This is a genomic window from Pseudomonas shirazensis, assembly GCF_050496565.1.
In the GTDB taxonomy this organism is placed as follows: Bacteria; Pseudomonadota; Gammaproteobacteria; order Pseudomonadales; family Pseudomonadaceae; genus Aquipseudomonas; species Aquipseudomonas shirazensis_A.
Genome location: NZ_JBNWAE010000009.1, coordinates 172,148 through 196,613 on the forward strand (window position 1 = coordinate 172,148; position 24,466 = coordinate 196,613).

23 protein-coding genes and 1 tRNA gene are annotated in these 24,466 nt (G+C 62.5%); 13 read left to right on the forward strand and 11 right to left on the reverse strand.

What is annotated here, in order from left to right; genetic code table 11:
* Positions 1-64: 64 nt before the first annotated feature.
* The 4 genes from ACQZ2L_RS15190 to ACQZ2L_RS15205 form a co-directional block, all read right to left on the reverse strand.
* The gene (locus ACQZ2L_RS15190) at positions 65-1,042 is read right to left on the reverse strand and encodes a FecR family protein (protein WP_430326806.1); all 978 of its coding nucleotides are present in this window, start codon (positions 1,040-1,042) and stop codon (positions 65-67) included.
* 100 nt (positions 1,043-1,142) lie between these two features.
* Positions 1,143-1,643 carry a sigma-70 family RNA polymerase sigma factor gene (locus ACQZ2L_RS15195; protein ID WP_430326808.1) on the reverse strand — a complete coding sequence of 167 codons (501 nt, stop codon included), beginning with the start codon at positions 1,641-1,643 and terminating at the stop codon, positions 1,143-1,145.
* Positions 1,644-1,763: 120 nt separating this feature from the next.
* The gene (locus ACQZ2L_RS15200) at positions 1,764-2,870 is read right to left on the reverse strand and encodes a GlxA family transcriptional regulator (protein WP_101322493.1); all 1,107 of its coding nucleotides are present in this window, start codon (positions 2,868-2,870) and stop codon (positions 1,764-1,766) included.
* Positions 2,871-3,475: 605 nt separating this feature from the next.
* Positions 3,476-4,852: an L-serine ammonia-lyase gene (locus ACQZ2L_RS15205; protein WP_430326809.1), complete on the reverse strand. Its 1,377-nt coding sequence runs from the start codon at positions 4,850-4,852 to the stop codon at positions 3,476-3,478.
* 452 nt (positions 4,853-5,304) lie between these two features.
* Between ACQZ2L_RS15205 and ACQZ2L_RS15210 the strand changes: the two genes are divergently transcribed.
* The 3 genes from ACQZ2L_RS15210 to choV all read left to right on the forward strand — a co-directional run bounded on the left by ACQZ2L_RS15210 (position 5,305) and on the right by choV (position 8,357).
* Complete coding sequence (locus ACQZ2L_RS15210) at positions 5,305-6,252, forward strand: choline ABC transporter substrate-binding protein (RefSeq protein WP_430326810.1); 948 nt, start codon at positions 5,305-5,307, stop codon at positions 6,250-6,252.
* Positions 6,253-6,333: 81 nt separating this feature from the next.
* Positions 6,334-7,182, forward strand: coding sequence for a choline ABC transporter permease subunit (choW, locus tag ACQZ2L_RS15215; RefSeq protein ID WP_178080849.1), 849 nt, complete (start codon positions 6,334-6,336; stop codon positions 7,180-7,182).
* Positions 7,179-8,357 carry a choline ABC transporter ATP-binding protein gene (gene choV, locus ACQZ2L_RS15220; protein WP_430326812.1) on the forward strand — a complete coding sequence of 393 codons (1,179 nt, stop codon included), beginning with the start codon at positions 7,179-7,181 and terminating at the stop codon, positions 8,355-8,357. The genes choW and choV overlap by 4 nt, the downstream gene beginning before the upstream one ends.
* 186 nt (positions 8,358-8,543) lie before the next feature.
* On the opposite strand, the gene hisF is transcribed toward choV, so the two are convergent.
* From hisF to ACQZ2L_RS15250, 6 genes are all read right to left on the reverse strand, one after another.
* Complete coding sequence (gene hisF, locus ACQZ2L_RS15225; RefSeq protein WP_101322498.1) at positions 8,544-9,314, reverse strand: imidazole glycerol phosphate synthase subunit HisF; 771 nt, start codon at positions 9,312-9,314, stop codon at positions 8,544-8,546.
* A 10-nt stretch (positions 9,315-9,324) separates the two neighbouring features.
* Positions 9,325-10,062: a 1-(5-phosphoribosyl)-5-[(5-phosphoribosylamino)methylideneamino]imidazole-4-carboxamide isomerase gene (gene hisA / locus ACQZ2L_RS15230; protein ID WP_314874655.1), complete on the reverse strand. Its 738-nt coding sequence runs from the start codon at positions 10,060-10,062 to the stop codon at positions 9,325-9,327.
* 27 nt (positions 10,063-10,089) lie between these two features.
* Complete coding sequence (locus ACQZ2L_RS15235; RefSeq protein ID WP_101322500.1) at positions 10,090-10,350, reverse strand: DUF2164 domain-containing protein; 261 nt, start codon at positions 10,348-10,350, stop codon at positions 10,090-10,092.
* Entirely contained in the window at positions 10,351-10,989 is a 639-nt protein-coding gene (gene hisH / locus ACQZ2L_RS15240; RefSeq protein WP_101322501.1) for an imidazole glycerol phosphate synthase subunit HisH, read from the reverse strand. It lies immediately after the preceding gene.
* Positions 10,990-11,583 carry an imidazoleglycerol-phosphate dehydratase HisB gene (gene hisB / locus ACQZ2L_RS15245; protein ID WP_101323128.1) on the reverse strand — a complete coding sequence of 198 codons (594 nt, stop codon included), beginning with the start codon at positions 11,581-11,583 and terminating at the stop codon, positions 10,990-10,992.
* Positions 11,584-11,792: 209 nt separating this feature from the next.
* The gene (locus ACQZ2L_RS15250; protein WP_430326813.1) at positions 11,793-13,448 is read right to left on the reverse strand and encodes an OFA family MFS transporter; all 1,656 of its coding nucleotides are present in this window, start codon (positions 13,446-13,448) and stop codon (positions 11,793-11,795) included.
* A 379-nt stretch (positions 13,449-13,827) separates the two neighbouring features.
* On the opposite strand from ACQZ2L_RS15250, the gene ACQZ2L_RS15255 reads away from it, so the two are divergent.
* From ACQZ2L_RS15255 to ACQZ2L_RS15280, 6 genes are all read left to right on the forward strand, one after another.
* Positions 13,828-16,074 (forward strand): AsmA family protein, encoded by a 2,247-nt coding sequence (locus tag ACQZ2L_RS15255; RefSeq protein WP_430326814.1) that lies wholly within the window; start codon positions 13,828-13,830, stop codon positions 16,072-16,074.
* Positions 16,071-17,138 (forward strand): A/G-specific adenine glycosylase, encoded by a 1,068-nt coding sequence (gene mutY / locus ACQZ2L_RS15260; RefSeq protein WP_401183995.1) that lies wholly within the window; start codon positions 16,071-16,073, stop codon positions 17,136-17,138. The genes ACQZ2L_RS15255 and mutY overlap by 4 nt, the downstream gene beginning before the upstream one ends.
* A complete protein-coding gene (locus tag ACQZ2L_RS15265) occupies positions 17,135-17,407 on the forward strand; it encodes an oxidative damage protection protein (RefSeq protein ID WP_430326815.1) in 273 nt (90 codons plus the stop codon). The genes mutY and ACQZ2L_RS15265 overlap by 4 nt, the downstream gene beginning before the upstream one ends.
* A gap of 91 nt (positions 17,408-17,498) precedes the next feature.
* Positions 17,499-17,574, forward strand: a tRNA-Phe gene (locus tag ACQZ2L_RS15270).
* A 147-nt stretch (positions 17,575-17,721) separates the two neighbouring features.
* Positions 17,722-18,741 (forward strand): polyphosphate kinase 2, encoded by a 1,020-nt coding sequence (gene ppk2, locus ACQZ2L_RS15275; RefSeq protein ID WP_430326816.1) that lies wholly within the window; start codon positions 17,722-17,724, stop codon positions 18,739-18,741.
* Between the two features lie 81 nt (positions 18,742-18,822).
* Entirely contained in the window at positions 18,823-19,266 is a 444-nt protein-coding gene (locus ACQZ2L_RS15280) for a hypothetical protein (RefSeq protein WP_101322508.1), read from the forward strand.
* 216 nt (positions 19,267-19,482) lie between these two features.
* Here ACQZ2L_RS15280 and gabP read toward each other — a convergent pair whose 3' ends face one another.
* Positions 19,483-20,880 carry a GABA permease gene (gabP, locus tag ACQZ2L_RS15285; RefSeq protein WP_430326817.1) on the reverse strand — a complete coding sequence of 466 codons (1,398 nt, stop codon included), beginning with the start codon at positions 20,878-20,880 and terminating at the stop codon, positions 19,483-19,485.
* A gap of 603 nt (positions 20,881-21,483) precedes the next feature.
* On the opposite strand from gabP, the gene ACQZ2L_RS15290 reads away from it, so the two are divergent.
* From ACQZ2L_RS15290 to ACQZ2L_RS15305, 4 genes are read left to right on the forward strand one after another with little or no spacing between them, the layout of a single operon-like run.
* Positions 21,484-22,257: an ABC transporter ATP-binding protein gene (locus ACQZ2L_RS15290; RefSeq protein WP_103435287.1), complete on the forward strand. Its 774-nt coding sequence runs from the start codon at positions 21,484-21,486 to the stop codon at positions 22,255-22,257.
* Between the two features lie 11 nt (positions 22,258-22,268).
* Positions 22,269-23,024: an ABC transporter substrate-binding protein gene (locus ACQZ2L_RS15295; protein ID WP_430326818.1), complete on the forward strand. Its 756-nt coding sequence runs from the start codon at positions 22,269-22,271 to the stop codon at positions 23,022-23,024.
* Positions 23,025-23,079: 55 nt separating this feature from the next.
* Positions 23,080-23,772, forward strand: a complete 693-nt coding sequence (locus ACQZ2L_RS15300; RefSeq protein ID WP_430326819.1) for an ABC transporter permease — start codon at positions 23,080-23,082, stop codon at positions 23,770-23,772.
* Entirely contained in the window at positions 23,772-24,461 is a 690-nt protein-coding gene (locus ACQZ2L_RS15305; protein ID WP_430326820.1) for an ABC transporter permease, read from the forward strand. The genes ACQZ2L_RS15300 and ACQZ2L_RS15305 overlap by 1 nt, the downstream gene beginning before the upstream one ends.
* Positions 24,462-24,466 lie beyond the last annotated feature (5 nt).

Here is a 24,466-nt window from a genome sequence, read left to right on the forward strand (position 1 = left end):
AGACAATTTTGAAATATTTTTTCTGGGACTGGCTTCAGGGCTGTCGCTCAGCCCCGAACAGGCCTCAAGGCCGGCTGACAACAAGCAACCAGGGACCAAAGTTTTCGACCTTGCCGCCATGTGGCCGCAACACGGCGTTGAGCGCCGCCTGAGGTTTGCGCAGGTCATACACGCCGGTCACGCGTTTGCTGCCCAGGCTCTGGTCACGCAACAGCACCTTGCCCGGCAGGTAACGCTCAAGCTCGCCGATCAGCTCGGCTATCGAGACGTCATCGGCAATCAACTGGCCCTTGCGCCAGGCGGCCGCCTGCGACGGCTGGAAGGTGCGCACCTCGACCAAGCCGTCGATATAGCGCAGGCGCTCCCCTGCCGTCAGCGCGCTGGACAACACCCGCGCCTGGCTGGCGTCAGCGACGCGCACCGAACCGTGCTCGACCTCGACGTCCACCTGCTGCGGGCGCAGCTCAACATTGAAAGCCGTACCGGTAACCGTCACCTGCACAGCGTCGGCTCGGACATGAAACGGCCTGGTGGCATCCGGAGTGACTTTGAAGAAGGCCTGCCCGGCGAGCAGACGCACATCGCGTTGAGTGCCGGCGTACTCGACGGCGATGGCGCTGTCGCTGTCCATCTGCACCACGCTGCCATCTGCCAGGGTGACGTCGCGGGTTTCGCCTTGGCCGGTGCGGTAGTCGGCCTGCATGCGCAGGCTGAGCGAAGGTGCCAGCGCCACCAGCAAGCAGGCAGCGACTGCCGCGCCGAGCCAGCGCCGCCGACGCCGCGTTGGCCGAGCCGCTGGCGGCAGTGAAACGGGATTGCTGGTTACCGGCAGCGGCCACTGCGCTGCGCTGGTCGGCGCCAGTTGAGCAGTCAGGCGCCAGACCCGCTCGGCCTTGCCATAGGCCTCGGCGTTGGCCACATCGCTGGCGCACCACTGCGCAAGCTCAGCCCGCAGCTGAATATCGTCGGGCGCCTGCTGCACACGCAGGAGCCAGTCCAGCGCCTGACCACGACGGCTGCAAGCGGGATCTGCTGACGTCATGTGCGGCCAGTCTCCTGTGGATTAGCGGGCGCGAAGGGTCGCACAGAGTCGGCCCGTTGAGCAAAAGACGCAGCAGCGCGTGGTTTTTTCACAGATGCGTTCAAAGATCGCCCTCCAGCCGCTCCAGACAATGGCGCAGGGCATCGTGCACCAGCTGATGGACGAGGCTGACCGAGACGTTCAGGTGGTTGGCCACCTGCTGCAAGGTGAAGCCGCCGAGACGATGCATCTCGAACGCCAGACGCGTGCGCTCGGGCAGCTCTTCCAGCGCGCGGCTGATGGCCGCCAGCTCATCCTGCTGGCTGACCGATTGCTCCGGGGAGGCGCTACTCGAGGGTATGTCGGCAAGCAGCTCATCGCCGCCGGGCTGAGTCTTTTCGGTGGCGTTGCGGCGAGTTTGATCGAGCGCCAGGTTGCGCACGATGCGATACAGGTAGCTGGCTGGGTGGCGGATGTCGGCGCTGTCGTCCTGGCGGCTGAAACGCAACCAGGCTTCCTGCACAACATCCTCGGCGCGGGCGCGGCAACCCACGATCGGCGCGGCGTAATCAAGCAACGCCGCCCGGTGGCTCAGGTACAGCTGCAGTTTGTCGTCCGCCACGGGGTGGTATGCCAGCAATGCTCGGGGCGGCGATGTTACCCGTAGTCGAGAATCATTATCAACAGGTTCACGCTACCTCGCCCCGCCTTCGCGGCAAATCCCGCGAAGGTCTGCTGAGAGTTACAGCCTTACGCTGGCAAACGTCGACTCGTTGCGCGCCTGGCTCAGTGCAGCCAACGGCCCACTGTGCGGCGACAGGGTCATGGCCTGCGGAATCGGCATCATCGCCACCTGCTGGGTGGTGTTGGAACCGACACGCTCATCGCGCGGCGGAATGCCGAAGTACTCGCGGTAGCACTTGGAGAAATGCGGCGTGGAAACGAAACCGCAGACCGAAGCCACTTCGATGATCGACATCGGCGTTTGCTTGAGCAACTGGCGGGCGCGGATCAGGCGCAGCTTGAGGTAGTAACGCGACGGCGAGCAATGCAGGTACTTCTGGAACAAGCGCTCGAGCTGACGACGCGAGACAGCGACATAGACTGCCAGCTCATCGAGATCGATCGGCTCTTCGAGGTTGGCTTCCATCAGCGCGACGATCTCCTGCAGCTTCGGCTGGTTGGTGCCGAGCATGTGCTTGAGCGGCACGCGCTGGTGGTCCTGCTCGTTGCGGATGCGCTCGTAGACAAACATCTCGGAGATGGCTGCCGACAGTTCACGGCCGTGATCACGGCTGATCAGGTGCAGCATCATGTCCAGCGGCGCGGTGCCACCGGAGCTGGTGAAGCGGTTACGGTCGAGGGTGAACAGACGGGTGCTCATGTTGGCCCGCGGGAAGGCCTCCTGCATCGATGCCAGGCACTCCCAGTGCACGCTGCAATCAAAGCCGTCGAGCAGGCCGGCACAGGCCAGGGCCCAGCTGCCGGTACACACCGCCCCGAGGCGACGCGATTGACGCGCTTGCGCCTGCAGCCAGGTGACGTGCTCGCGGGTAACCGTGCGCTGGATGCCGACACCGCCGCAGACAATCACCGTATCGATCTGCGGCGCGGCGTGCATGGAGGCATCCGGGGTGATCTGCAAGCCATCGCTGGCCCACACCTGGCCGCCATCGACGGTCAGGGTATGCCAGCGATACAGCTCGCGACCCGACAGCTGGTTGGCCATGCGCAGCGGCTCTACTGCCGACGCCAGGGATATCAGTGTGAAGTTGTCCAGGAGAAGAAATCCGATGGACTGGGGTGCGCTGCGGTTCTGGGTTTGGGTCCCGGAAGTGTACGACGTCATCGCGATTTCTCCTCACTCAAGTACAGGGGTGCCTCAGGCGGGCACTGGTTCTTGTCATGGCCCCAGTTCGTCTGCGGGGGCTCTGTTGATAGCACTAGCGATTACAACGCAATTGGCATGCCTAAATTGAATGGCCCGCCAACAAAGTCCAAAAACGACGTTGCGCACCAGCGGCCATGGGCTTCTGCTACCGCTATGGCTCCAGCCGCAAGCCCCGCCGTAGGGCTTTTCCTTATCATTAGTGAGCATTTAAGTAGCAGTGCCGGGAAACATGTCTCTAAACGACATGTAACCCTGTCACCGCTCCAGTATCAGCCTGTTAAACAACTTGTTTGAAAATGCAGATGACCGGCGCACCAAAAAGAGGCGCGGTGGTCGTTAATGAGGATTTTGGGGCTGTTGGGATGAGCTCTAAGGGGCCATTCGCGGCGTTGTTGGGGGCGCTTCGCACCCCTATCGCGGCACAAGGCCGCTCCTACAGGGACCGCGTATTCCCTGCTTGCGCGGTCCCTGTAGGAGCGGCCTTGCCGGGGCGCCGGACCGGTCGGAAAGGGGCGCGAAGCGCCCCCGACATACCCAAATCAAACGCAAATATCAGAAGAAGATCAGCACTCGATGACGCTGACAGCAAGGCCTCCGCGAGAGGTTTCCTTGTACTTGTCATGCATGTCAGCCCCAGTATCGCGCATGGTGCGAATCACCTGATCGAGCGAAATAAAGTGCTCGCCATCACCGCGCAAGGCCATCTGCACGGCGTTGATGGCCTTCACTGCGGCAATCGCATTGCGCTCGATGCACGGCACCTGAACCAACCCGCCGACCGGGTCGCAGGTAAGCCCAAGGTTGTGTTCCAGGGCAATTTCGGCGGCGTTTTCCAGTTGCGCCGGCGTTGCCCCGAGCACCTGAGCCAGGCCGGCGGCGGCCATTGCGCAGGCGGAGCCGACTTCACCCTGGCAGCCCACTTCGGCGCCCGAGATCGAGGCGTTCTTCTTGCACAGAATGCCTACCGCGGCTGCAGCCAGCAGGAAGTCCACGACGTGGCTTTCATCGACCACGTCGGAGAAGCGCATGAAGTAATGCAGCACCGCCGGGATGATCCCGGCAGCGCCATTGGTAGGCGCGGTGACCATGCGCCCGCCGGCGGCGTTTTCTTCGTTTACGGCCAAGGCAAACAGGTTGACCCACTCCATCGCACTGAGGGTCGAGCCGATCACGTTGGGCTTGCCCAGCTCCTGCAGGCTGCGGTGCAGCTTGGCTGCCCGGCGACGCACATTGAGCCCGCCGGGCAAGATCCCTTCGTGCTTCAAGCCGTTGTTGACGCAGTCCTGCATGGCGCTCCAGAGCTTGATCAGGCCAGCGCGAATCTCTGCCTCGCTGCGCCAGACCTTCTCGTTGGCCATCATCAATTGCGACACGCTGAGGTCGTTTTGCTTGCACAGCCGGAGCAACTCGGCAGCGCTGTTGAAATCGTACGGCAGCTCGGTCTGGTCAGCGTCGAGCACACCGCTGGCAGCCTGCTTGGCGTCGACCACAAAGCCGCCGCCAACCGAGTAATAGGTGTCCTGGTGCAGCTCGCCGTGTGCGCCCTCGGCCTTCAGTGTCATGGCGTTGGGGTGGTACGGCAGGTTCTCGTCGAGCAGCAGCATGTCGCGCGCCCAGACAAATTCGACCGGCAGGCGGTTGTCCAGCAGCAGGGTGTTGGTTTCGCGCAGATCGGCGATACGCGGGACGATCTGGCTTGGGTCGATGGCGTCTGGCCATTCGCCCATCAGGCCCATGATGGTGGCGTGATCGGTGCCATGGCCGATGCCGGTGGCCGACAGCGAGCCATACAGGCGCACCTCGATACGCGTCACCTGCTCAAGCTCACCGCGCTGGCGCAGCCCCTCGACGAACAGCGCTGCGGCGCGCATCGGGCCGACAGTGTGCGAGCTGGAAGGCCCTACACCGATCTTGAACAGGTCGAACACGCTGATGGCCATGGTCGGAACACCTCTTGCTGGGCTTGTCTGGCCGCGCCATGTGGCGCGTCTGGCAACTGCTAGGCTGAACCTGCGAGCTGCCGCTATTACCCGCATCATCAGCCTTTTGCGCCGCCACTCGCCGTCTGCAACCGACGTACTTTTGTCCGGCCGCGCCGCGATGTGCTGGCGCTGCTCCGGTACTGTTCGAGCCGTTTTCGGCTGGGCAAATGCCGCAAAGAGGTGGTGCACCGGGTGGAAAAATCCATATGCGACATTGCCCGTACTGGATACGACCCATCCTGTACTGGATGCGACTCAGGCAGTAGGCGATTGCCCGGCGCTGGAGGATTATCGAAAGCGACTCGTATTGCACGGCCCCGCAACCTGCCCTCTGCAGGCCTGGTCGACCGGACCCTGAGAAGCCCCGGCGACCCACGCGAACCCGAAGAAAAAACTACAGGAGTCCACCTATGAAAGGTTCACCCTCGCTGTTGCTGGTTGCGATGCTCACGGCACCGTTGCTGGCTCAGGCTGCAGAGCCGGAACAGTGTCAGACGGTACGTTTTTCCGATGTCGGCTGGACCGACATCACGGTAACCACGGCGGTTACCAGTGCGGTGCTCGAAGCGCTGGGCTACAAGACCCACACCACCATGATCTCGGTCCCGGTGACCTACAAGTCGCTGGCCGCAGGCAAGGATCTGGATGTATTCCTCGGCAACTGGATGCCGACCATGGAAAACGACATCAAACAGTACCGCGACGCCGGTACCGTCGAGACCGTGCGCGCCAACCTGGAGAACGCCAAGTACACCCTGGCAGTGCCCCAGGCGCTGTATGACAAGGGCCTGAAAGACTTCGCCGACATCGCCAAATTCAAAGACGAACTGGGCGGCAAGATCTACGGCATCGAGCCTGGCAACGATGGCAACCGCACCATCCAGAGCATGATCGACAAGGACGCCTTCGGCCTCAAGACGGCCGGTTTCAAGATCGTCCAGTCCAGTGAAGCGGGCATGCTCTCGCAGGTCGATCGCTCGCAGAAGCGCGGTGAAGCGGTGGTGTTCCTCGGCTGGGAACCGCACCCGATGAACAAGCGCTTCAAGATGCAGTACCTGACCGGTGGCGACGAGTTCTTCGGCCCTGATTTTGGCAAGGCCACCGTGCTGACCAATACCCGCAAGGGCTACACCCAGGAGTGCAGCAACGTCGGCCAGTTGCTGAAGAACCTGTCGTTCTCGCTCGACATGGAAAGCGAGCTGATGGGCAAGGTGCTTGACGACAAGGTCAAGCCCGATGCAGCCGCCAAGGCGTGGCTGAAAAACAACCCACAAGTGCTCGATACCTGGCTCGCCGGAGTCACCACCGTAGATGGCAAACCAGGGCTGGAGGCAGCCAAGGCCAAGTTGGCGCAATAACCGACACACAACCGGCACTCTCTCGGGGCAGGACCGTGCCTGCCCCGGACTGATTCCAATCTATGCAGGTGGAAGCTCGCTATCATGCTTATCGATCAGAAAATACCTCTGGGGCAGTACATCGCGTCGTTCGTCGAATGGCTGACGCAGAACGGCGCCGACTATTTCGATGCCATCGCTCAAGGCCTGGAATTCATGATTCACGGGGTGACCAGCGCCCTGACCTGGTTCAACCCACTGGTGCTGATCGCACTGTTCGCCGCGCTGGCGCATCTGATCCAGCGCAAATGGTCGCTGACGGCCTTTGTCGCATTGTCGTTTCTGCTGATTCTCAACCTGGGCTACTGGCAGGAAACCATGGAGACCCTCGCCCAGGTCACCTTCGCCACGGTGGTGTGCGTCGCCATCGGCGTGCCAGTGGGCATTCTCGCCGCGCACAAACCGATGTTCTACACCGGCCTGCGCCCGGTACTCGACCTGATGCAGACGGTACCCACCTTCGTCTACCTGATCCCAACCCTGACCCTGTTCGGCCTGGGCGTGGTGCCGGGGCTGATCTCGACCGTGGTGTTTGCGATTGCCGCGCCGATTCGCCTGACCTACCTGGGCATCTGCGACGTACCGCAAGAGCTGCTCGATGCCGGCAAGGCCTTTGGCTGCTCGCGCCGGCAACTGCTGACGCGCATCGAACTGCCACATGCAATGCCGAGCATTGCCGCTGGCGTCACCCAATGCATCATGCTGTCGCTGTCGATGGTGGTGATCGCCGCCCTGGTCGGCGCTGACGGCCTGGGCAAACCTGTGGTCAACGCACTGAACACCGCTGATATCTCCCTGGGCTTCGAAGCAGGCCTGGCGATCGTGCTGCTGGCAATCATGCTCGACCGTATCTGCAAGCAACCTGAAGCTACGGCAAGGAGTGAGGCATGAGCATCATTCGATTCGAAGACGTCGACGTCATCTTCACCAACAAGCCGCGCGAGGCGCTGTCGTTGCTCGACCAGGGCCAGACCCGCGAGCAGATTCTCAAGCAGACCGGCCTGGTGGTCGGCGTCGAAAAGGCCAACCTGGATATCCAGAAAGGCGAAATCTGCGTGCTGATGGGCTTGTCCGGCTCGGGCAAGTCGAGCCTGCTGCGCTGTATCAACGGCCTTAACACGGTCAGCCGCGGCAAGCTGTTCGTCGAGCACGAAGGCAAGCACATCGACATCGCCCACTGCACCCCGGCCGAGCTGAAGATGATGCGCACCAAGCGCATCGCCATGGTGTTCCAGAAGTTCGCCCTGATGCCGTGGCTGACAGTGCGCGAAAACATCAGCTTTGGCCTGGAGATGCAAGGCCGGCCCGAGAAGGACCGGCGCAAGCTGGTGGACGAGAAACTCGAGCTGGTCGGCCTGACTCAATGGCGCAACAAGAAGCCTGACGAGCTCTCTGGCGGCATGCAGCAGCGCGTCGGCCTGGCCCGCGCCCTGGCCATGGATGCCGACATTCTGCTGATGGACGAACCGTTCTCGGCCCTCGACCCGCTGATCCGCCAGGGCCTGCAGGACGAGTTGCTGGCACTGCAGAGCAAGCTGAACAAGACCATCGTGTTCGTCAGCCACGACCTCGACGAGGCGCTCAAGCTGGGCAGCCGCATCGCGATCATGAAAGACGGCCGCATCATCCAGTACAGCAAGCCCGAAGAAATCGTGCTGAACCCGGCGGATGAATATGTGCGCACCTTCGTTGCCCACACCAACCCGCTCAACGTGCTGTGCGGGCGCAGCCTGATGCGCACGCTGGACAAGTGCAAACGCGTCAATGGCTCGGTGTGTTTGGACCCAAGTGGCGATTCCTGGCTCGACCTGGGCGAAGGCAACTCGTTGACCCGCGCACGCCAGGGCCAGACTGGCATAGACATGCAGAACTGGGCGCCGGGGCAGGATGTGGCGTTGCTCGACCGTCGGCCGACGGTGGTGCATGCTGATATCGGCATGCGCGAAGCGCTGCAGATTCGCTATCAGACGGGGAACAAGCTGGTGCTGCAGGATAACGACAAGGTGGTCGGGATTCTCGGCGATACCGAGCTGTACCACGCGTTGCTCGGCAAGAATCACGGCTGATTGTTATTGGGGCTGCTTCGCAGCCCTTCGCGGCGGTCCGGCGTCCCGGCAAGCCCGCTCCCACAGGCATAGCGTTGCTTGAGGGCCTGGCGGTCCAAGTGGGGCAACGCTCACCTGGGGCTACCGCATAACCCTGTGGGAGCGGGTTCACCCGCGAAGGGCCGCAAAGCGGCCCCCTGCAATGGCTCAGCGAACGACGATACCGCGTGCCGCCATGTAGGCCTTGGCTTCCGGCACGGTGTATTCGCCAAAGTGGAAGATACTCGCTGCCAGCACCGCGCTGGCATGCCCTTCCAGAATGCCGTCTGCCAGGTGCTGCAGATTGCCCACACCACCCGAGGCAATCACCGGGATCCCCAGCGCATCGCTGATGGCCCGGGTCACGCCCAGATCAAAGCCGTTCTTCATGCCGTCCTGATCCATGCTGGTCAGCAAAATCTCACCGGCACCCAGGCCTTCCATCTTCTTCGCCCACTCGACTGCATCGAGCCCGGTCGGCTTGCGCCCGCCGTGGGTGAAAATCTCCCAGCGCGGGGTTTCGCCCGGCCCGGAGACCTTCTTCGCGTCGATCGCGACAACGATGCACTGCGAGCCAAAACGCTGCGCAGCCTCACCGACGAACTCAGGGTTGAACACCGCCGCAGTGTTGATCGAGACCTTGTCGGCACCGGCATTGAGCAGGTTGCGAATATCCTGCACGGTGCGCACACCACCGCCCACGGTCAGCGGGATGAACACCTGGCTGGCCATGCGCTCGACGGTATGCAAGGTCGTGTCACGGCCATCGACGCTGGCGGTGATGTCGAGAAAGGTAATCTCGTCAGCGCCCTGCTCGTCGTAACGACGGGCGATTTCTACCGGGTCACCGGCATCGCGGATGTTCTCGAACTTGACGCCCTTGACCACCCGGCCGTTGTCCACGTCCAGGCAAGGGATGATGCGCTTGGCCAGTGCCATGGGTTGCTCCTCAGCCTTTATAGGTGTCGCAGAAGGCCTGGGCCTCGGCGACGTCCAGGGTGCCTTCGTAGATCGCCCGGCCAGTGATCGCGCCGACGATACCCGGCGCCTTGGCGTCGAGCAGGGCACGAATGTCACCCAGGTTGTGGATGCCGCCCGAGGCGATCACCGGGATGCGCGTGGCTTCGGCCAGAGCCTTGGTGAAGGGCACGTTGCAGCCCTGCATCATGCCGTCCTTGGCGATGTCGGTGTAGACGATTGCCGACACGCCATCAGCCTCGAACCGCTTGGCCAGGTCGATCACCTGCACCGAGCTGACTTCAGCCCAGCCGTCGGTGGCGACGAAGCCGTCCTTGGCATCCAGGCCAACGATGACCTTGCCCGGGAACGCCTTGCACGCCTCGGCCACGAACTCCGGCTGCTTGACTGCCTTGGTGCCGATGATCACGTAGCTGACGCCGGCCTTGATGTAGTGCTCGATGGTTTCCAGCGAACGGATACCGCCGCCGATCTGGATCGGCAGTTGTGGGTAGCGCTTGGCGATGGCCGTGACCACTTCGCCGTTGACCGGCTGGCCTTCGAAGGCGCCGTTGAGGTCAACCAGGTGCAGGCGGCGGCAGCCACCCTCGACCCATTTGGCGGCCATGCTCACCGGGTCATCGGAGAACACCGTGGAGTCTTCCATACGGCCCTGACGCAGGCGCACGCAAGCACCGTCCTTGAGATCGATAGCGGGAATAATCAGCATCTTGGCAACCTGTCTAATCGTTGGGGTTCAGGGCTTCTCGAGCGCCCACAGGTCGCTTTCGATGCTCTCGAACCGCTCCTTGAGGTGCAGCTGAACATCGGCAATCGCCCTGTTGTAGTAATACGGAGCCACTTCTCGGGAAAACAGGTCGAGGACCTCGGCCACCTCGAACGACCCCAGCTCAAGCTCGAAGCGGTCTTCAAGAAAGCGCTTGAGCTTGTCCAGGGCCTCGCGCTCCTGTTCAGGGGCGAGGGTCAGGATCGGTGGCTTGGTCCGCGACTTGCTCATTTACCAGCGGCCATCCCAGGCGGCGAAGTTCTGCAGCAATTGCAGGCCATGGGTATGGCTCTTCTCCGGGTGGAACTGCACGGCAAAGCGCGAGCCTTCGGCCAGCGCTGCGGCGAAGTCGACGCCATAGTGGCCGCGACCGACCACCTGGCCAGGCTTGCCGGCATTGATGTAGTAGCTGTGCACGAAGTAGAAGCGGGCACGGTCGGGGATGTCATGCCAGAGCGGGTGCTCGATGGCATGGCTGACTTCGTTCCAGCCCATGTGCGGCACCTTGAGGTGCTCGCCCTGCTCTTGCAGGTCCTTGCCGAAGAAGCGCACCTGGCCGGGGAACAAACCGATGCAATCGACACCGTCGTTTTCTTCGCTGTGCTCGAGCAGCGCTTGCATGCCGACACAGATGCCGAGAAACGGCCGGTCCTGGCTGACTTCACGGACCAGGCTGTCAAAGCCCAGCCGGCGAATCTCGGCCATGCAGTCGCGGATCGCGCCTACACCGGGGAACACCACGCGGTCGGCCTCGCGGATCACCGCGGCGTCGCTGGTGACCAGCACCTTGCCGGCGCCAACATGCTCAAGCGCCTTGGCCACCGAGTGCAGGTTGCCCATGCCATAGTCGATTACGGCTACGGTCTGCATTTACAGGCATCCCTTGGTCGACGGCATTTGCCCGGCCATGCGCTCGTCCTGCTCGACCGCCATGCGCAGGGCACGGCCGAAGGCTTTGAACACGGTCTCGATCTGGTGGTGGGTGTTGTGCCCGCGCAGGTTGTCGATGTGCAGGGTGACCAGCGCATGGTTGACGAAGCCCTGGAAGAACTCCTGGAACAAGTCGACATCGAAGCCACCGACCGAAGCCCGGGTGTAAGGCACGTGCATCGACAGGCCTGGGCGGCCGGAGAAGTCGATGACCACACGCGACAAGGCTTCATCGAGCGGCACATAGGCGTGACCGTAGCGATAGATGCCTTTTTTGTCGCCAACGGCCTTGGCAAACGCTTGGCCGAGGGTGATGCCGACGTCTTCGACGGTGTGGTGATCATCGATATGCAGGTCGCCCTTGCATTCGATGTCCAGATCGATCAGCCCGTGCCGGGCGATCTGGTCGAGCATGTGTTCAAGGAAGGGCACGCCGATATCGAATCGGGCCTTGCCACTGCCATCGAGGTTGATCGAGGCCTTCACCTGGGTTTCCAGGGTATTGCGCTCGACGGAAGCCTTACGTTCGACCATCACCAGCTCCGCAAAATCATTGGGCGAAAAGGCCGACATTATAGGCCTAGAACGCGCCAGCTTGAAACGCGGATGACATATGGCAAGTCGCCGGGGCAAATGCAAACGCGGGTAAACCCGCTGACAGCCGGGCTAACAGCACCCTGCGACAACGAATTTACCCGCGTTTGGCCCGGTTTGGCTGGCATTAAAGCCAGCCAGCACGGTTGTCAGTGGAACAGTACGGCAGTCTTTTGCAGGGTAATCCAGATACCCCACGCCAGCGGGATCACCACCACGGCCCAGGCCAGCAGCACCAGCGGCAGGCTGCCCGGCGCGGCGTGCCATTCCAGCGAACGAGCACTGTCGACGCCTTTGTCGTGGCTCAGCGCACGTTCGGCTGCCAGTTCGGCATCGGTCATGAAGTACTTGTCGGCTACCGGACGCACCAGGGCGTTGCAGATGAAGCCCAGCACCAGCAGGCCGGCGAGGATGTACAAGGTCATGTCGTAGGCCGCCGCACGGGCAACCCCGGCCGCCAGCTGCGACTCGCGCAGGTAGGTGATCAGCACCGGGCCGAGCACGCCAGCAGCAGCCCAGGCAGTCAGCAGGCGACCATGGATCGCACCGACCATCTGCGTACCGAACAGGTCAGCCAGGTAGGCCGGCACCGTCGCGAAACCACCACCGTACATCGACAGGATGATGCAGAACGCCGCCACGAACAGCGCCACGTTGCCCAGATGGCCCATGTTCGGCACCAGGCTGTAGAGGCCGACGCCGAGGGCGAAGAAGGCGAAGTAGGTGTTCTTGCGGCCAATATAGTCGGAGAACGACGCCCAGAAGAACCGCCCACCAATGTTGAACAGGCTGAGCAGGCCGGTGAAGCCAGCGGCAATTGCCGCGATCTGCGCCAGTTGCGCGCTGTTCAGCTCGTTGAAGCTCAGCTCATTGCCGATCAGCTTGCCGGCGAACACTTCCTGCAGCAGTGGCGAAGCCATGCCGAGGATGCCGATACCGGCCGAAACGTTCAGGCACAGCACCAGCCAGACCAGCGCGAACTGTGGGGTTTTCCAGGCAACGCTGACATGCACGTGACGGTCGGTGACCATCGCGTTGGCCTTTTTCGCCGGTGGCGTCCAGCCCTCAGGCTTCCAGCCGGTTGGCGGTACGCGGTAAGTCAGAGCGCCAGCGGTCATGAACACGAAGTAGATCGCCGCCATGACCACAAAGCTCTGCCATACGCCGACTTCAACCGAGCTGCCGAAATGGCCCATCAGTGCAGTGGCCAGAGGCGCACCGACCATCGCGCCGCCGCCAAAGCCCATGATCGCCATGCCGGTCGCCATGCCGCGCTTGTCCGGGAACCATTTGATCAGAGTCGAGACTGGCGAGATATAGCCCAGACCCAGGCCGATACCACCGATCACCCCCGAGCCGAGCCACATCAGCCACAGCTGGTGAGTCTTGATGCCGATCGCCGAGATCAGCAGGCCACCGCACCAGCACAGCGCCGAAACCAGGCCAGCCTTGCGCGGGCCGGCGTGTTCCAGCCAGCCGCCGAGTACGGCCGCCGAGCAACCGAGGAAGACGAAGAACAGCGTGTAGATCCAGCTCAGCATCGAGATCGGCCAGTCACACTCGGCGCTGAACATCCGCGCGATGAAGCCCATGTCCGCCGAACAGGCAACCGGTGCGGTGATGCCGATGGCTTGCGACAACGGCAGCCAGAACACCGAGAAACCGTACGCCATGCCGATGCAAAGGTGGATTGCCAGGGCTGCTGGCGGCACCAGCCAACGGTTGAAGCCCGGCCGGGCGATGATGCGCTCCTTGGACAGGAAGCCCGGCGCGCGCGCCGCTTCTCCCGCAGTACTGCTGCTCATGGTGTTTCCTCTTATAAGTAGACGGTGCCTTCGGCTCTTCGGCCGGGTTGGCGGCACGCACGCTGCGATCGGATATTCACGCCATCCGCGACAATCGGTCGCGTAATGCGGCGAAAGCGGCGCAAGATTAACCAGCTGAAACGCTCAATGGAAGCAATCTGATATCGTTATTTTCTTGCCACCTGCGCAAGCCAGCTGAACTGTAGAGTAGCTGGCGGTCAGAAACTGATCAGCCTGAGTAGAACCAGGCTGCGCAACCCGGCGAAACCGATACTTAGGTAGGAAATAACCTATATCTACCGGCGGGTACTCAGGCTAACCAGCCACGGCGCTATACTCTGGCGCTTGAATTTTCATTTCGGACTACAAGGACTCGCCCATGAAAGCGTTCGGCAAAATCCTGGGGCTGGGGCTTCTCGGGTTGCTGCTGATCATCGTGGCACTGGGCTTCGCCCTGACCCACCTCTTCGATCCCAACGACTATAAAGACGAGATTCGCCAGCTGGCGCGGGACAAGGCTCATGTCGAGCTGACCCTCAACGGTGACATTGGCTGGAGCCTGTTCCCGTGGCTGGGCCTGGAGCTGCATGAAGCCAGCATCGCCACCCTGAACAAACCGACCGAACCGTTTGCCGACCTGCAGATGCTCGGCCTGTCGGTGCGCGTGCTGCCACTGCTGCGCCGCGAAGTGCAGATGAGCGACGTGCGCGTCGAAGGCCTCAACCTGAGCCTGGTGCGTGACGAAAACGGCCACGGCAATTGGCAGGACATCGGCAAGCCACTGCCGACCCAGGCCAGCACCACGCCTGGCCAGCCTGCGCCAGCGCCGAGCGAATCGCCGCGCAGCGAAGACAGCGCCAGCGAGCGCTCGGTCAAGCTGGATATCGACAGCCTCACCGTGAACAACGCCCGCGTGCAGTACACCGATGCCAAGACTGGCCAGAGCCTGACCGCCGAGAGCATCCAGCTGAGCACCGGCGCGGTCCACGAAGGGGCGAACATCCCGCTCAAGGCCAGCGCCTTCATCAGCGCCGCGCAGCCGAACATCAAGGTGCGCAGCGAACTGGCCGGCGAACTGCGCTTTGATCGCAAGCTCAAGCGCTACAACCTCGAAGACATGCGCCTGTCTGGCGAAGCCTCGGGCGAGCCGTTTGCCGGCAAGACCATGACCTTTGCCGCTCAAGGCCAACTGCTGGTCGACATGGCGGCCAACGTCGCGTCCTGGAACGGGCTGAAGATTTCCGCCAACCAGTTGCGCGCACTGGGTGAGCTTAACGTGCGCGAGCTGGACAAGACGCCGCTGGTCGGCGGCGGTATTTCCATCGCCCAGTTCGACCTGCGCACCTTCCTCGACAGCATCGGCCAGCCATTGCCAGCCACTGCCGACCCGGCCGCATTCAGCAAACTGGAACTGGTCAGCCGGCTCAGCGCCAGCCCGACCAGCCTGGCGCTGGAAGGCCTGGCCGTGAAACTGGATGACAGCAGCTTCAGTGGCCGTGTTGCAGTTGAAGACTTCGCCAAGCAAGCCCTGCGCATTCAGCTCAAAGGCGACAAGTTCGACGCCGATCGCTACTTCCCGGCCAAAAGCGAGCAGGCCAAGGGCGCCAAGGCGGCGCGTCAGGCCGAGGTCCAGCAGCAGGAAGCAACCGCCGTTGCCGGTGCCGGCAGCTCGCCGCTGCCAAGCGCACCGACCCAGGTTGCCTGGAGCACCGACAAGCTGCTGCCGGTCGACCGCCTGCGTGCCCTCGACCTGCAGGCCGACCTCAGCTTTGGCGCCCTGACCCTGGACAAGCTGCCGATCAACGATGCCCAGCTCAAAGCCAGCGGCCAGGGCGGTTTGATTACTCTACAAAGCCTGCGCGGCGAGCTCTACAACGGCACCTTCGAAGCCACCGGCAGCGTCGACGTACGCCCGGCCGTGCCGCAGATCGGTATCAACACCAAGATCAACCGGGTCCCGGTCGAGCACTTCATCAAGTCCGACAACCCGGAACAGGCGCCGCCAGTCAAAGGCCTGCTGACCCTGAGCAGCGACCTCACCGCCAGCGGCAACAGCCAGAAAGCGCTGATCGACACCCTCAACGGCAACGCCAACTTCACCATCAACGATGGTGTGCTGGTCAATGCCAACCTTGAGCAGCAGCTGTGCCAGGCCATCGCCACCCTCAACCGCAAACAGTTGAGCGGCGACCCGCGCGGCAAGGACACTCCGTTCGAAGAGCTGCGCGGCAGCCTGGTAGTGCGTAACGGCGTGGCCAGCAACCCTGACCTGAAGGCGCGCATCCCCGGCCTGACCGTCAACGGCCAGGGCGATCTCGACCTGCGCGTGCTGGGCATGGACTACCGCGTTGGCGTGGTGGTCGAAGGTGACCAGCGCGCCATGCCGGACCCTGCCTGCCAGGTCAACGAGCGCTTTGTCGGCGTCGAGCTGCCACTGCGTTGCCGTGGCCCGCTGGAACTGGGTGCCAAAGCCTGCCGCCTGGATCAGGACGGCCTGGGCAAGGTCGCGGCCAAGCTGGCCGGCAACCGCCTCAAGGACAAGATCGACGAGAAACTCGATGAGAAGCTGGGCGACAAAGTCAGCCCGGAACTCAAAGACGCGCTCAAGGGGCTGTTCAAACGATGAGCCCCGAGCAATTCTCCGGCGCCGTGCTGGCCTGGTATGACCAGCACGGCCGCCACGACCTGCCCTGGCAGCAAGACATCAACCCGTACCGGGTGTGGGTCTCGGAAATCATGCTGCAGCAGACCCAGGTCAGCACCGTGCTGAACTACTTCGACCGCTTCATGCAGGCCCTGCCTACCGTGCAGGCGCTGGCTGAAGCGCCGGAAGACGAAGTGCTGCACCTGTGGACCGGGCTCGGTTACTACACCCGCGCCCGCAACCTGCAGAAAGCCGCGCAGATCGTCGTCAGCCAACACGGTGGCGAGTTCCCGCGCAGTGTCGAGCAGCTCACCGAGCTGCCCGGCATTGGCCGCTCTACTGCCGGCGCTATCGCCAGCATCAGCATGGGTATCCGCGCGCCGATCCTCGACGGCAACGTCAAGCGTGTGCTGGCCCGTTTCACCGCCCAGGGCGGTTATCCGGGCGAACCCAAGGTTGCCAATGCCTTGTGGGCGACCGCCGAGCGCTATACCCCACAGGCGCGGGCCAACCATTACACCCAGGCGATGATGGACCTTGGCGCAACCCTGTGTACCCGCAGCAAGCCCAAATGCCTGATCTGCCCGCTGCAGCGCGGCTGCGAAGCGCACCTGCTCGGCCAGGAAACCCACTACCCCGAGCCCAAGCCGCGCAAGGCGCTGCCACAGCGGCGCACGCTGATGCCGATGCTGGCCAACCGCGAGGGCGCCATCCTGCTTTACCGGCGCCCGTCTACGGGCCTGTGGGGCGGCTTGTGGAGCCTGCCTGAGCTGGATGACCTCAAGCAGCTCGATGACCTCGCCTATCAGCACGGCCTGCGCCTGAACGGCACGCAGGCGCTGGACGGCCTGACCCACACCTTCAGCCATTTCCAGTTGGCCATCGAGCCCTGGCTGGTGCGCGTCGACCCACTGGGCACGCACGTGGCCGAGCCTGACTGGCTCTGGTATAACCTCGCCACCCCGCCGCGCCTGGGCCTCGCCGCCCCGGTCAAGAAGTTGCTGAAACGCGCGGCCGACGAATTGATTGCAGGAGAGCCGCAATGACCCGCACCGTGAAGTGCCGCAAATACCACCAGGAACTGCCCGGCCTTGAGCGCCCACCGTACCCGGGTGCCAAGGGCCAGGACATCTTCGACAACATCTCCCAGCAAGCCTGGGCTGATTGGCTCAAGCACCAGACCCTGCTGATCAACGAGAAGCGCCTGAACATGATGAACGCCGAGGACCGCAAATTCCTCCAGGTGGAAATGGACAAGTACTTCTCCGGCGAGGACTACGCCAAGGCCGAAGGCTACGTTCCGCCTAGCGAATGACCCCGTAAAAGCGTAAGCGACGGAATTAATTTAAAAAATTTTCAAAAAGTCGTTGACGCAAACCTGAAAAAGTCTTTTAATGCGCCCCGTTGCCCAGATAGCTCAGTCGGTAGAGCAGAGGATTGAAAATCCTCGTGTCGGCGGTTCGACTCCGTCTCTGGGCACCAAAACACTAAAACCCTGAATCGAAAGATTCAGGGTTTTTTTATGCCCGCACTTTATTCATACCCCGCTGTTGATCCGTATCAACAGGCCCGTTGCCAGCATTCCTTAGCATGATCGGTGGACACTCGAACCGACCCGCAAGGATTTCCATGAGCGACGAATCCACCCCGCTTCTCTCCCCCACCCCTGCTGCCGACACCAGCGCCAGCCTCAGCGCAAGCGCCACACCAGCCCCGCGCAGCCGTCGCCCACGCCAGCGCAAGCCGGCCGCCAAGGTCAGCGCCGAACCGGCGATCCTCAGCATCAGCCAGCAGCCCGCCGCGCTGCAGGTAGCTACCGCACGCAAAGGCAGCAACGAGGACAGCACCTCGGCCCGCCTGCCTGCCAACTACCCGTACCGCACCCGGCTGCGCCGCAACGAATACGAGAAGGCCAAGACCGAGCTGCAGATCGAGCTGCTCAAGGTGCAGAGCTGGGCCAAGGACACCGGCCAGCGCATCGTGGTGCTGTTCGAGGGCCGTGACGCGGCCGGCAAGGGTGGCACCATCAAACGCTTCATGGAGCACCTGAACCCGCGTGGCGCGCGCATCGTGGCGCTGGAGAAGCCTTCCGAGCAGGAACAGGGCCAGTGGTACTTCCAGCGTTACATCCAGCACCTGCCGACCGCCGGGGAAATGGTCTTCTTCGACCGCTCCTGGTACAACCGCGCCGGGGTCGAGCGGGTCATGGATTTCTGCACCCCGATGCAATACCTGGAGTTCATGCGCCAGGCGCCGGACCTTGAGCGGATGCTCACCAACAGCGGCATCCTGCTGTTCAAGTACTGGTTCTCGGTCAACCGCGAAGAGCAGCTGCGCCGCTTCGTCTCACGCCGGGACGACCCGCTCAAGCACTGGAAGCTGTCGCCGATCGACATCAAGTCGCTGGACAAGTGGGACGACTACACCGGCGCCAAAGAGGCGATGTTCTTCCATACCGACACCGGCGATGCGCCGTGGACGGTGATCAAGTCGGATGACAAGAAGCGCGCGCGGATCAACTGCATCCGCCACTTCCTGCATTCGCTGGAGTATCCCGGCAAGGACCTGCGCGTGGCCCATGCGCCCGACCCGCTGCTGGTCGGCCGGGCATCGCGCGGCTTTGAAGAAGATGAGGCGCCGGCCGCCTGATCGCGACGCGTGCCTCTTGGGTTTGTCGGGCAAGTGCGATTCAATACGCGCACTTTTGCCCCTCCAAGGATTTCAGGCCCCATGGCTTCCAACACCAAGCAGCAAAAACGCGCCAAGCGCGCCGCCAGCAAAGCCAAGCAAAACCGCATGGTGCGTAGCGGCCAGGCAGTCAAGGCGAGCGCCGGTGACAGCGCCAGCGTCGAGCAGATCTTCAACAAGGCACTGGAGTCGGACAGCTACAGCGAGCTGTTCAGCAAGATGAAAGCCGCCCAGGAGACCGGCCTGGTGGCGATGATTGCGGTGTTCCTGGTCGACCCGCTGTTGACCCTGGTGCTCAAAGGCCACAAGGAAGAGCACGCCACCGACTACATCGTGCTGGTGTTCACCGCCTACCGCACCTGGCTGGACGGTGCCGACGAAGAAACCACCATGGCCTGGCTGGAGAGCGACGAGTTCCAGGAAGCCTACGTAGCGGCTTCTGAAGTGGTAGCCAAGCAGCAACTGCAACAGAAGCAGTTCGGCTAAGCCCGCCACAACGCCCTCCCTGTAGGAGCGGCCTTGCGTCGCGAAAGGGTCGCGTAGCGGCCCCAGGAATTGTGCAGCACCGCAAATCGTTGGGCCCGCTTTGCGGGCCTTTCGCGACACAAGGCCGCTCCTACACCGGCTGCGTCGCGACAGTAAAAAGGCCGCGCCCTGATCCAGAGCGCGGCCTTTTTGCATTCAGTTCAACGAGCCGGCAGGTCAGTTACTCAGCACAACCCGCCCGGCTGCCACAGCCGCCTTGCGCTTGCGCTGCACCAGCAGGCCGGCAGCGACCACAGCCAGGCTCAGCAACGCGGTGGCGATGATCTCAATGCGGTGGTCTGGACGAATCGCCATCACCACCAGCACGGCGACGATGAAGGCGATGGTCACCCAGGTCAGGCCCGGGAACAGCCACATCTTGAACTCGATCTTCTCGCCGCGGGCTTCACGCTGGCTGCGCATGCGCAGTTGCGACACGGCAATCACCAGGTACACCAGCAAAGCGATCGCGCCGGAGCTGGCGAGCAGGAACTCGAACACCTGCGCCGGCGCGACGAAGTTGGCGAACACACAGAGGAACGCCGCAGCGGTCGACAGCAGCACCGCCCAGTGCGGCGTACCCGCCTTGGTGGTGCGCTGGGCTACAGCCGGGGCATCGCCACGCTTGCTCAGCGAGAAGAGCATGCGCGAGGAGGTGTACAGCGCCGAGTTGAGGCAGCTGGTCACGGCGATCAGCACGACGATGTCGACGATCAGCTTGGCATTCGGCACGCCGATCATGCTCAGCACGGTCTGGTACGAACCGGTGGCCGCCAGGGCTGGGTCGTTCCACGGCACCAGGGCCACGACCAGGAAGATCGACACCAGGTAGAACAGGCAGATCCGCCAGATCACCGAGTTGGTGGCCTTGCTGATCTGTTTGCCCGGGTCTTTCGATTCGGCGGCGGCGATGGTGACGATTTCAGTACCCATGAACGAGAACATGGTGGTCAGCATGGCTGCCAGCACTGCGCCGAGGCCATTGGGCATGAAGCCTTGAGTGTCGAACAGGTGGCTGACGCCGCTGACCTGGCTGCCCGGCACCATACCGAACATGGCCGCGCAACCGACCACGATGAAGCCGATGATCGCCAGCACCTTGAGCAGCGCGAACCAGAACTCGAATTCGCCGTAGTTCTTCACGCTGAACAGGTTGGTGATGGTCAGCGCCAGAGTGATCAACAGCGAGAACGCCCACAGATCAACCGCCGGGAACCAGGCATTGAGGATCGCGGCCGCGGCGTTGGCTTCGAGCGGGATCACCAGCACCCAGAACCACCAGTACAGCCAGCCGATGGTGAAGCCGGCCCAGTGGCCGATCGAGCGATCAGCGTAGGTCGAGAACGAACCAGTGTCGGGCGAGGCGATCGCCATTTCGCCGAGCATACGCATCACCAGCACCACCAGGGTACCGGCTGCCGCGTAGGCCAACAGCACGGCTGGGCCGGCCGCCGCAATGGCGTGGCCGGAGCCAACGAACAGCCCGGCGCCGATCACACCGGCGATGGACAACATGGTGACGTGACGCGATTTGAGCCCCTGAGCGAGGTCATTGGAATTGTGCTTACCGCTCATAAAACTACCTTTGTAAGGAGGTGGACTACCTGAATGACTGGCCAGCGCACCCGGGATTTAGGTAGGCGTCGCTGCATTCTGGAAATATCCTGTCGCAATTACCGCGCCATCTCAGTGCTTCTCTCACCAGCGCCAGCCCCAACATCAATCACAGCGCGGCCTGCAGAGCATTCGGCCAAGGCCTGGCCGAATGCTCATCAAATCGGCTTGTGCTGAGCAGATTACTGAAATACCCACTTACAAATGCACCAAAGGTGCTCCTTGGTAACACCCGCGCACAAAATCGAAGCGCTCAGGTGCAACCATCAGCGCAACCTCTTTTCAAGCGAGAAAGACGGCAGTAGCCACTACGGCTAAAAACGGCTTCCCAGTGCGGTGCAAAACTGGCACCATCGCGCCTTTTTTCATCAAGGCTCTGGTGCTGGGCACAAGGCCGGCGGACATCCTCGCGACGTTGCACTGCAACGATGCGACAAACTGCCCCGCCAGCGACCCGAGCCCCTTGCGACCCCGTTGGCTGTCAATGAGCCGCTATGCTAGCGTGGCGCTCGCCAGGAAGGCCGCCAACAGCTGGGAACGCACCCGAACCGAAGAGGACCGCACATGGCCCAGGCCACGCCCGCGCTGGAAATCCGCAATCTGCACAAGCGCTACGGCACCCAGGAAATTCTCAAGGGCATTTCCCTGACCGCGCGCGATGGTGACGTGATCTCGATCCTCGGATCGTCCGGTTCCGGCAAGTCCACCCTGCTGCGCTGCATCAACCTGCTGGAAAACCCGCATCAAGGGCAGATCCTCGTAGCCGGTGAAGAGCTCAAGCTCAAGGCCGCCAAGAACGGCGACCTGATCCCGTCGGACAACCGCCAGATCAACCGCCTGCGCAGCGAAATCGGTTTTGTCTTCCAGAATTTCAATCTGTGGCCGCACATGTCGATCCTCGACAACATCATCGAGGCGCCGCGTCGCGTGCTTGGCCAGAGCAAGGCCGAAGCCACTGAACATGCCGAAGCACTGCTGAACAAAGTCGGCATCTTCGACAAGCGCCACAGCTACCCCGCCCAGCTTTCCGGTGGCCAGCAACAGCGTGCCGCCATTGCCCGTACCCTGGCCATGAAGCCCAAGGTGATCCTGTTCGACGAGCCAACTTCGGCGCTCGATCCGGAAATGGTCCAGGAAGTGCTTAACGTTATCCGCGCATTGGCCGACGAAGGCCGTACCATGCTGCTGGTAACTCACGAGATGAACTTTGCCCGCCAGGTGTCCAGTGAAGTGGTTTTCCTGCACCAGGGCCTGGTTGAAGAGCAAGGAACGCCGCAGCAGGTCTTCGAAAACCCGAACTCGGCGCGTTGCAAGCAATTCATGTCCAGCCACCGCTAACGGAGCAATACATGCAGACCTACAAGAAGTTTCTCCTGGCCGCTGCCGCCACTTTGGTGTTCTCGGCCAATGCCCTGGCCGCAGACAAACTGCGCATGGGTATCGAAGCGGCTTACCCGCCGTTCAACAACAAGGATGCCAGCGGTAACGTGGTCGGCTTCGACAAGGACATCGGCGACGCCCTGTGCGCCAAGATGAAAGTCGACTGCTCGGTCGTCACCTCCGACTGGGACGGCATCATCCCTGCCCTGAACGCGAAGAAGTTCGACTTCCTGGTGTCGTCGCTGTCGATCACCGACGAGCGCAAGCAAGCGGTAGAATTCACCGACCCGTACTACTCGAACAAGCTGCAGTTCATCGCGCCGAAGAACGTCGACTTCAAGACCGACAAGGCCTCGCTCAAGGGCAAGACCATCGGCACCCAGCGCGCGACTCTGGCCGGCACCTGGCTGGAAGACAACTACGGCGATGACATCACGATCAAGCTGTACGACACCCAGGAAAACGCCTACCTCGACCTGATCTCCGGCCGCGTCGACGCCATCCTCGCCGACAAGTACGTGCAGTACGAGTGGCTCAAATCCAACGACGGCAAAGCCTATGAGTTCAAAGGCGAGCCAGTGATGGACAGCGACAAGATCGGCATTGCCGTGCGCAAGGGTGACGACAAGTTGCGCGACCAGCTCAACGCTGCCCTGAAAGAAATCAAAGCCGACGGTACGTACAAGAAGATCAACGACAAGTACTTCCCGTTCAGCATCGAATGATTCGCCCGACCGGCACGCCCTTGCGGCGTGTCGGTCCCTAGAACGCACCTAATCAATGAATATTGACCTGCACGGATTCGGTCCGGCCTTGATGGCTGGCACCCTGATGACGGTAAAACTGGCGCTCTGCGCCTTGCTGCTGGGGCTGATCCTGGGCCTGCTCGGCGCCCTTGCCAAGACTTCTGCCATCAAGCCACTACAATGGCTTGGCGGCTTCTATTCGACCCTGGTGCGCGGGATTCCCGAGCTGCTGTGGGTGTTGCTGATTTATTTCGGCACTGTCGGCCTGGTCAACAGCCTCGGCGAAGCCCTGAACATGCCCGGCCTCGAGCTGAGCGCATTTGCCGCCGGCGTGATTGCGCTGGGCCTGTGCTTTGGCGCCTACGCCACCGAAGTGTTCCGCGGCGCGATCCTGGCGATCCCCAAGGGCCACCGCGAAGCGGGCATGGCCCTGGGCCTGTCCAAAGGCCGCATCCTCTCGCGGATCATCCTGCCGCAGATGTGGCGCATCGCCCTGCCGGGCCTGGGCAACCTGTTCATGATCCTGATGAAGGACACCGCGCTGGTGTCGGTGATCGGCCTTGAAGAAATCATGCGTCACTCGCAGATCGCCGTGACCGTGAGCAAGGAGCCGTTCACCTTCTACATGGTTGCCGCGTGCATCTACCTGAGCCTCACCGTAGTGGCGATGGCCGGCATGTACTTCCTGGAAAAACGCGCCGCTCGCGGCTTCGTGAGGGCTGAATAATGAACTGGGAAGTCATCATCAAATGGCTGCCACGCCTGGCCCAGGGCGCGACCCTGACCCTGGAGCTGGTGGCCATTGCCGTGATCGCCGGCTTGATCCTGGCGATCCCGCTGGGCGTCGCCCGCGCCTCGCGCCACTGGTACGTGCGCGCCCTGCCCTACGGCTACATCTTCTTCTTCCGCGGCACGCCGCTGCTGGTGCAGCTGTTTCTGGTGTATTACGGCCTCGCCCAGTTCGAAGCCGTGCGCAACAGTGTGCTGTGGCCGTACCTGCGCGATCCGTTCTGGTGCACCGTGCTGACCATGACCCTGCACACCGCCGCCTACATCGCAGAGATCCTGCGTGGCGCACTGCAGGCGATCCCCAAGGGTGAAATCGAAGCAGCGCGGGCGCTGGGCATGTCCCGCGCCAAGACCTTGTTCTACATCATGCTGCCACGCGCCTCGCGCATCGGCCTGCCGGCCTACAGCAACGAAGTGATCCTGATGCTCAAGGCCAGCGCCCTGGCCAGCACCGTTACCCTCCTCGAACTGACCGGCATGGCCCGCACGATCATCGCCCGCACCTACCTGCCGGTGGAGATCTTCTTCGCGGCCGGTTTGTTCTACCTGGTCATCTCGTTCCTGCTGGTGCAAGGCTTCAAGCTGCTAGAACGCTGGTTGCGGGTGGACGCCTGCCAAGGGCGCTAAGGCGT

Coding starts and splice junctions, on each gene's coding strand:
- ACQZ2L_RS15190 (WP_430326806.1), bottom strand. CDS start 1,042: ATGACGTCAGCAGATCCCGCTTGCAGCCGTCGTGGTCAGGCGCTGGAC.
- ACQZ2L_RS15200 (WP_101322493.1), bottom strand. CDS start 2,870: ATGACGTCGTACACTTCCGGGACCCAAACCCAGAACCGCAGCGCACCC.
- ACQZ2L_RS15205 (WP_430326809.1), bottom strand. CDS start 4,852: ATGGCCATCAGCGTGTTCGACCTGTTCAAGATCGGTGTAGGGCCTTCC.
- ACQZ2L_RS15210 (WP_430326810.1), top strand. CDS start 5,305: ATGAAAGGTTCACCCTCGCTGTTGCTGGTTGCGATGCTCACGGCACCG.
- choV (WP_430326812.1), top strand. CDS start 7,179: ATGAGCATCATTCGATTCGAAGACGTCGACGTCATCTTCACCAACAAG.
- hisF (WP_101322498.1), bottom strand. CDS start 9,314: ATGGCACTGGCCAAGCGCATCATCCCTTGCCTGGACGTGGACAACGGC.
- hisA (WP_314874655.1), bottom strand. CDS start 10,062: ATGCTGATTATTCCCGCTATCGATCTCAAGGACGGTGCTTGCGTGCGC.
- ACQZ2L_RS15235 (WP_101322500.1), bottom strand. CDS start 10,350: ATGAGCAAGTCGCGGACCAAGCCACCGATCCTGACCCTCGCCCCTGAA.
- hisH (WP_101322501.1), bottom strand. CDS start 10,989: ATGCAGACCGTAGCCGTAATCGACTATGGCATGGGCAACCTGCACTCG.
- hisB (WP_101323128.1), bottom strand. CDS start 11,583: ATGGTCGAACGTAAGGCTTCCGTCGAGCGCAATACCCTGGAAACCCAG.
- ACQZ2L_RS15250 (WP_430326813.1), bottom strand. CDS start 13,448: ATGAGCAGCAGTACTGCGGGAGAAGCGGCGCGCGCGCCGGGCTTCCTG.
- ACQZ2L_RS15255 (WP_430326814.1), top strand. CDS start 13,828: ATGAAAGCGTTCGGCAAAATCCTGGGGCTGGGGCTTCTCGGGTTGCTG.
- mutY (WP_401183995.1), top strand. CDS start 16,071: ATGAGCCCCGAGCAATTCTCCGGCGCCGTGCTGGCCTGGTATGACCAG.
- ACQZ2L_RS15265 (WP_430326815.1), top strand. CDS start 17,135: ATGACCCGCACCGTGAAGTGCCGCAAATACCACCAGGAACTGCCCGGC.
- ppk2 (WP_430326816.1), top strand. CDS start 17,722: ATGAGCGACGAATCCACCCCGCTTCTCTCCCCCACCCCTGCTGCCGAC.
- ACQZ2L_RS15280 (WP_101322508.1), top strand. CDS start 18,823: ATGGCTTCCAACACCAAGCAGCAAAAACGCGCCAAGCGCGCCGCCAGC.
- gabP (WP_430326817.1), bottom strand. CDS start 20,880: ATGAGCGGTAAGCACAATTCCAATGACCTCGCTCAGGGGCTCAAATCG.
- ACQZ2L_RS15290 (WP_103435287.1), top strand. CDS start 21,484: ATGGCCCAGGCCACGCCCGCGCTGGAAATCCGCAATCTGCACAAGCGC.
- ACQZ2L_RS15295 (WP_430326818.1), top strand. CDS start 22,269: ATGCAGACCTACAAGAAGTTTCTCCTGGCCGCTGCCGCCACTTTGGTG.
- ACQZ2L_RS15300 (WP_430326819.1), top strand. CDS start 23,080: ATGAATATTGACCTGCACGGATTCGGTCCGGCCTTGATGGCTGGCACC.
- ACQZ2L_RS15305 (WP_430326820.1), top strand. CDS start 23,772: ATGAACTGGGAAGTCATCATCAAATGGCTGCCACGCCTGGCCCAGGGC.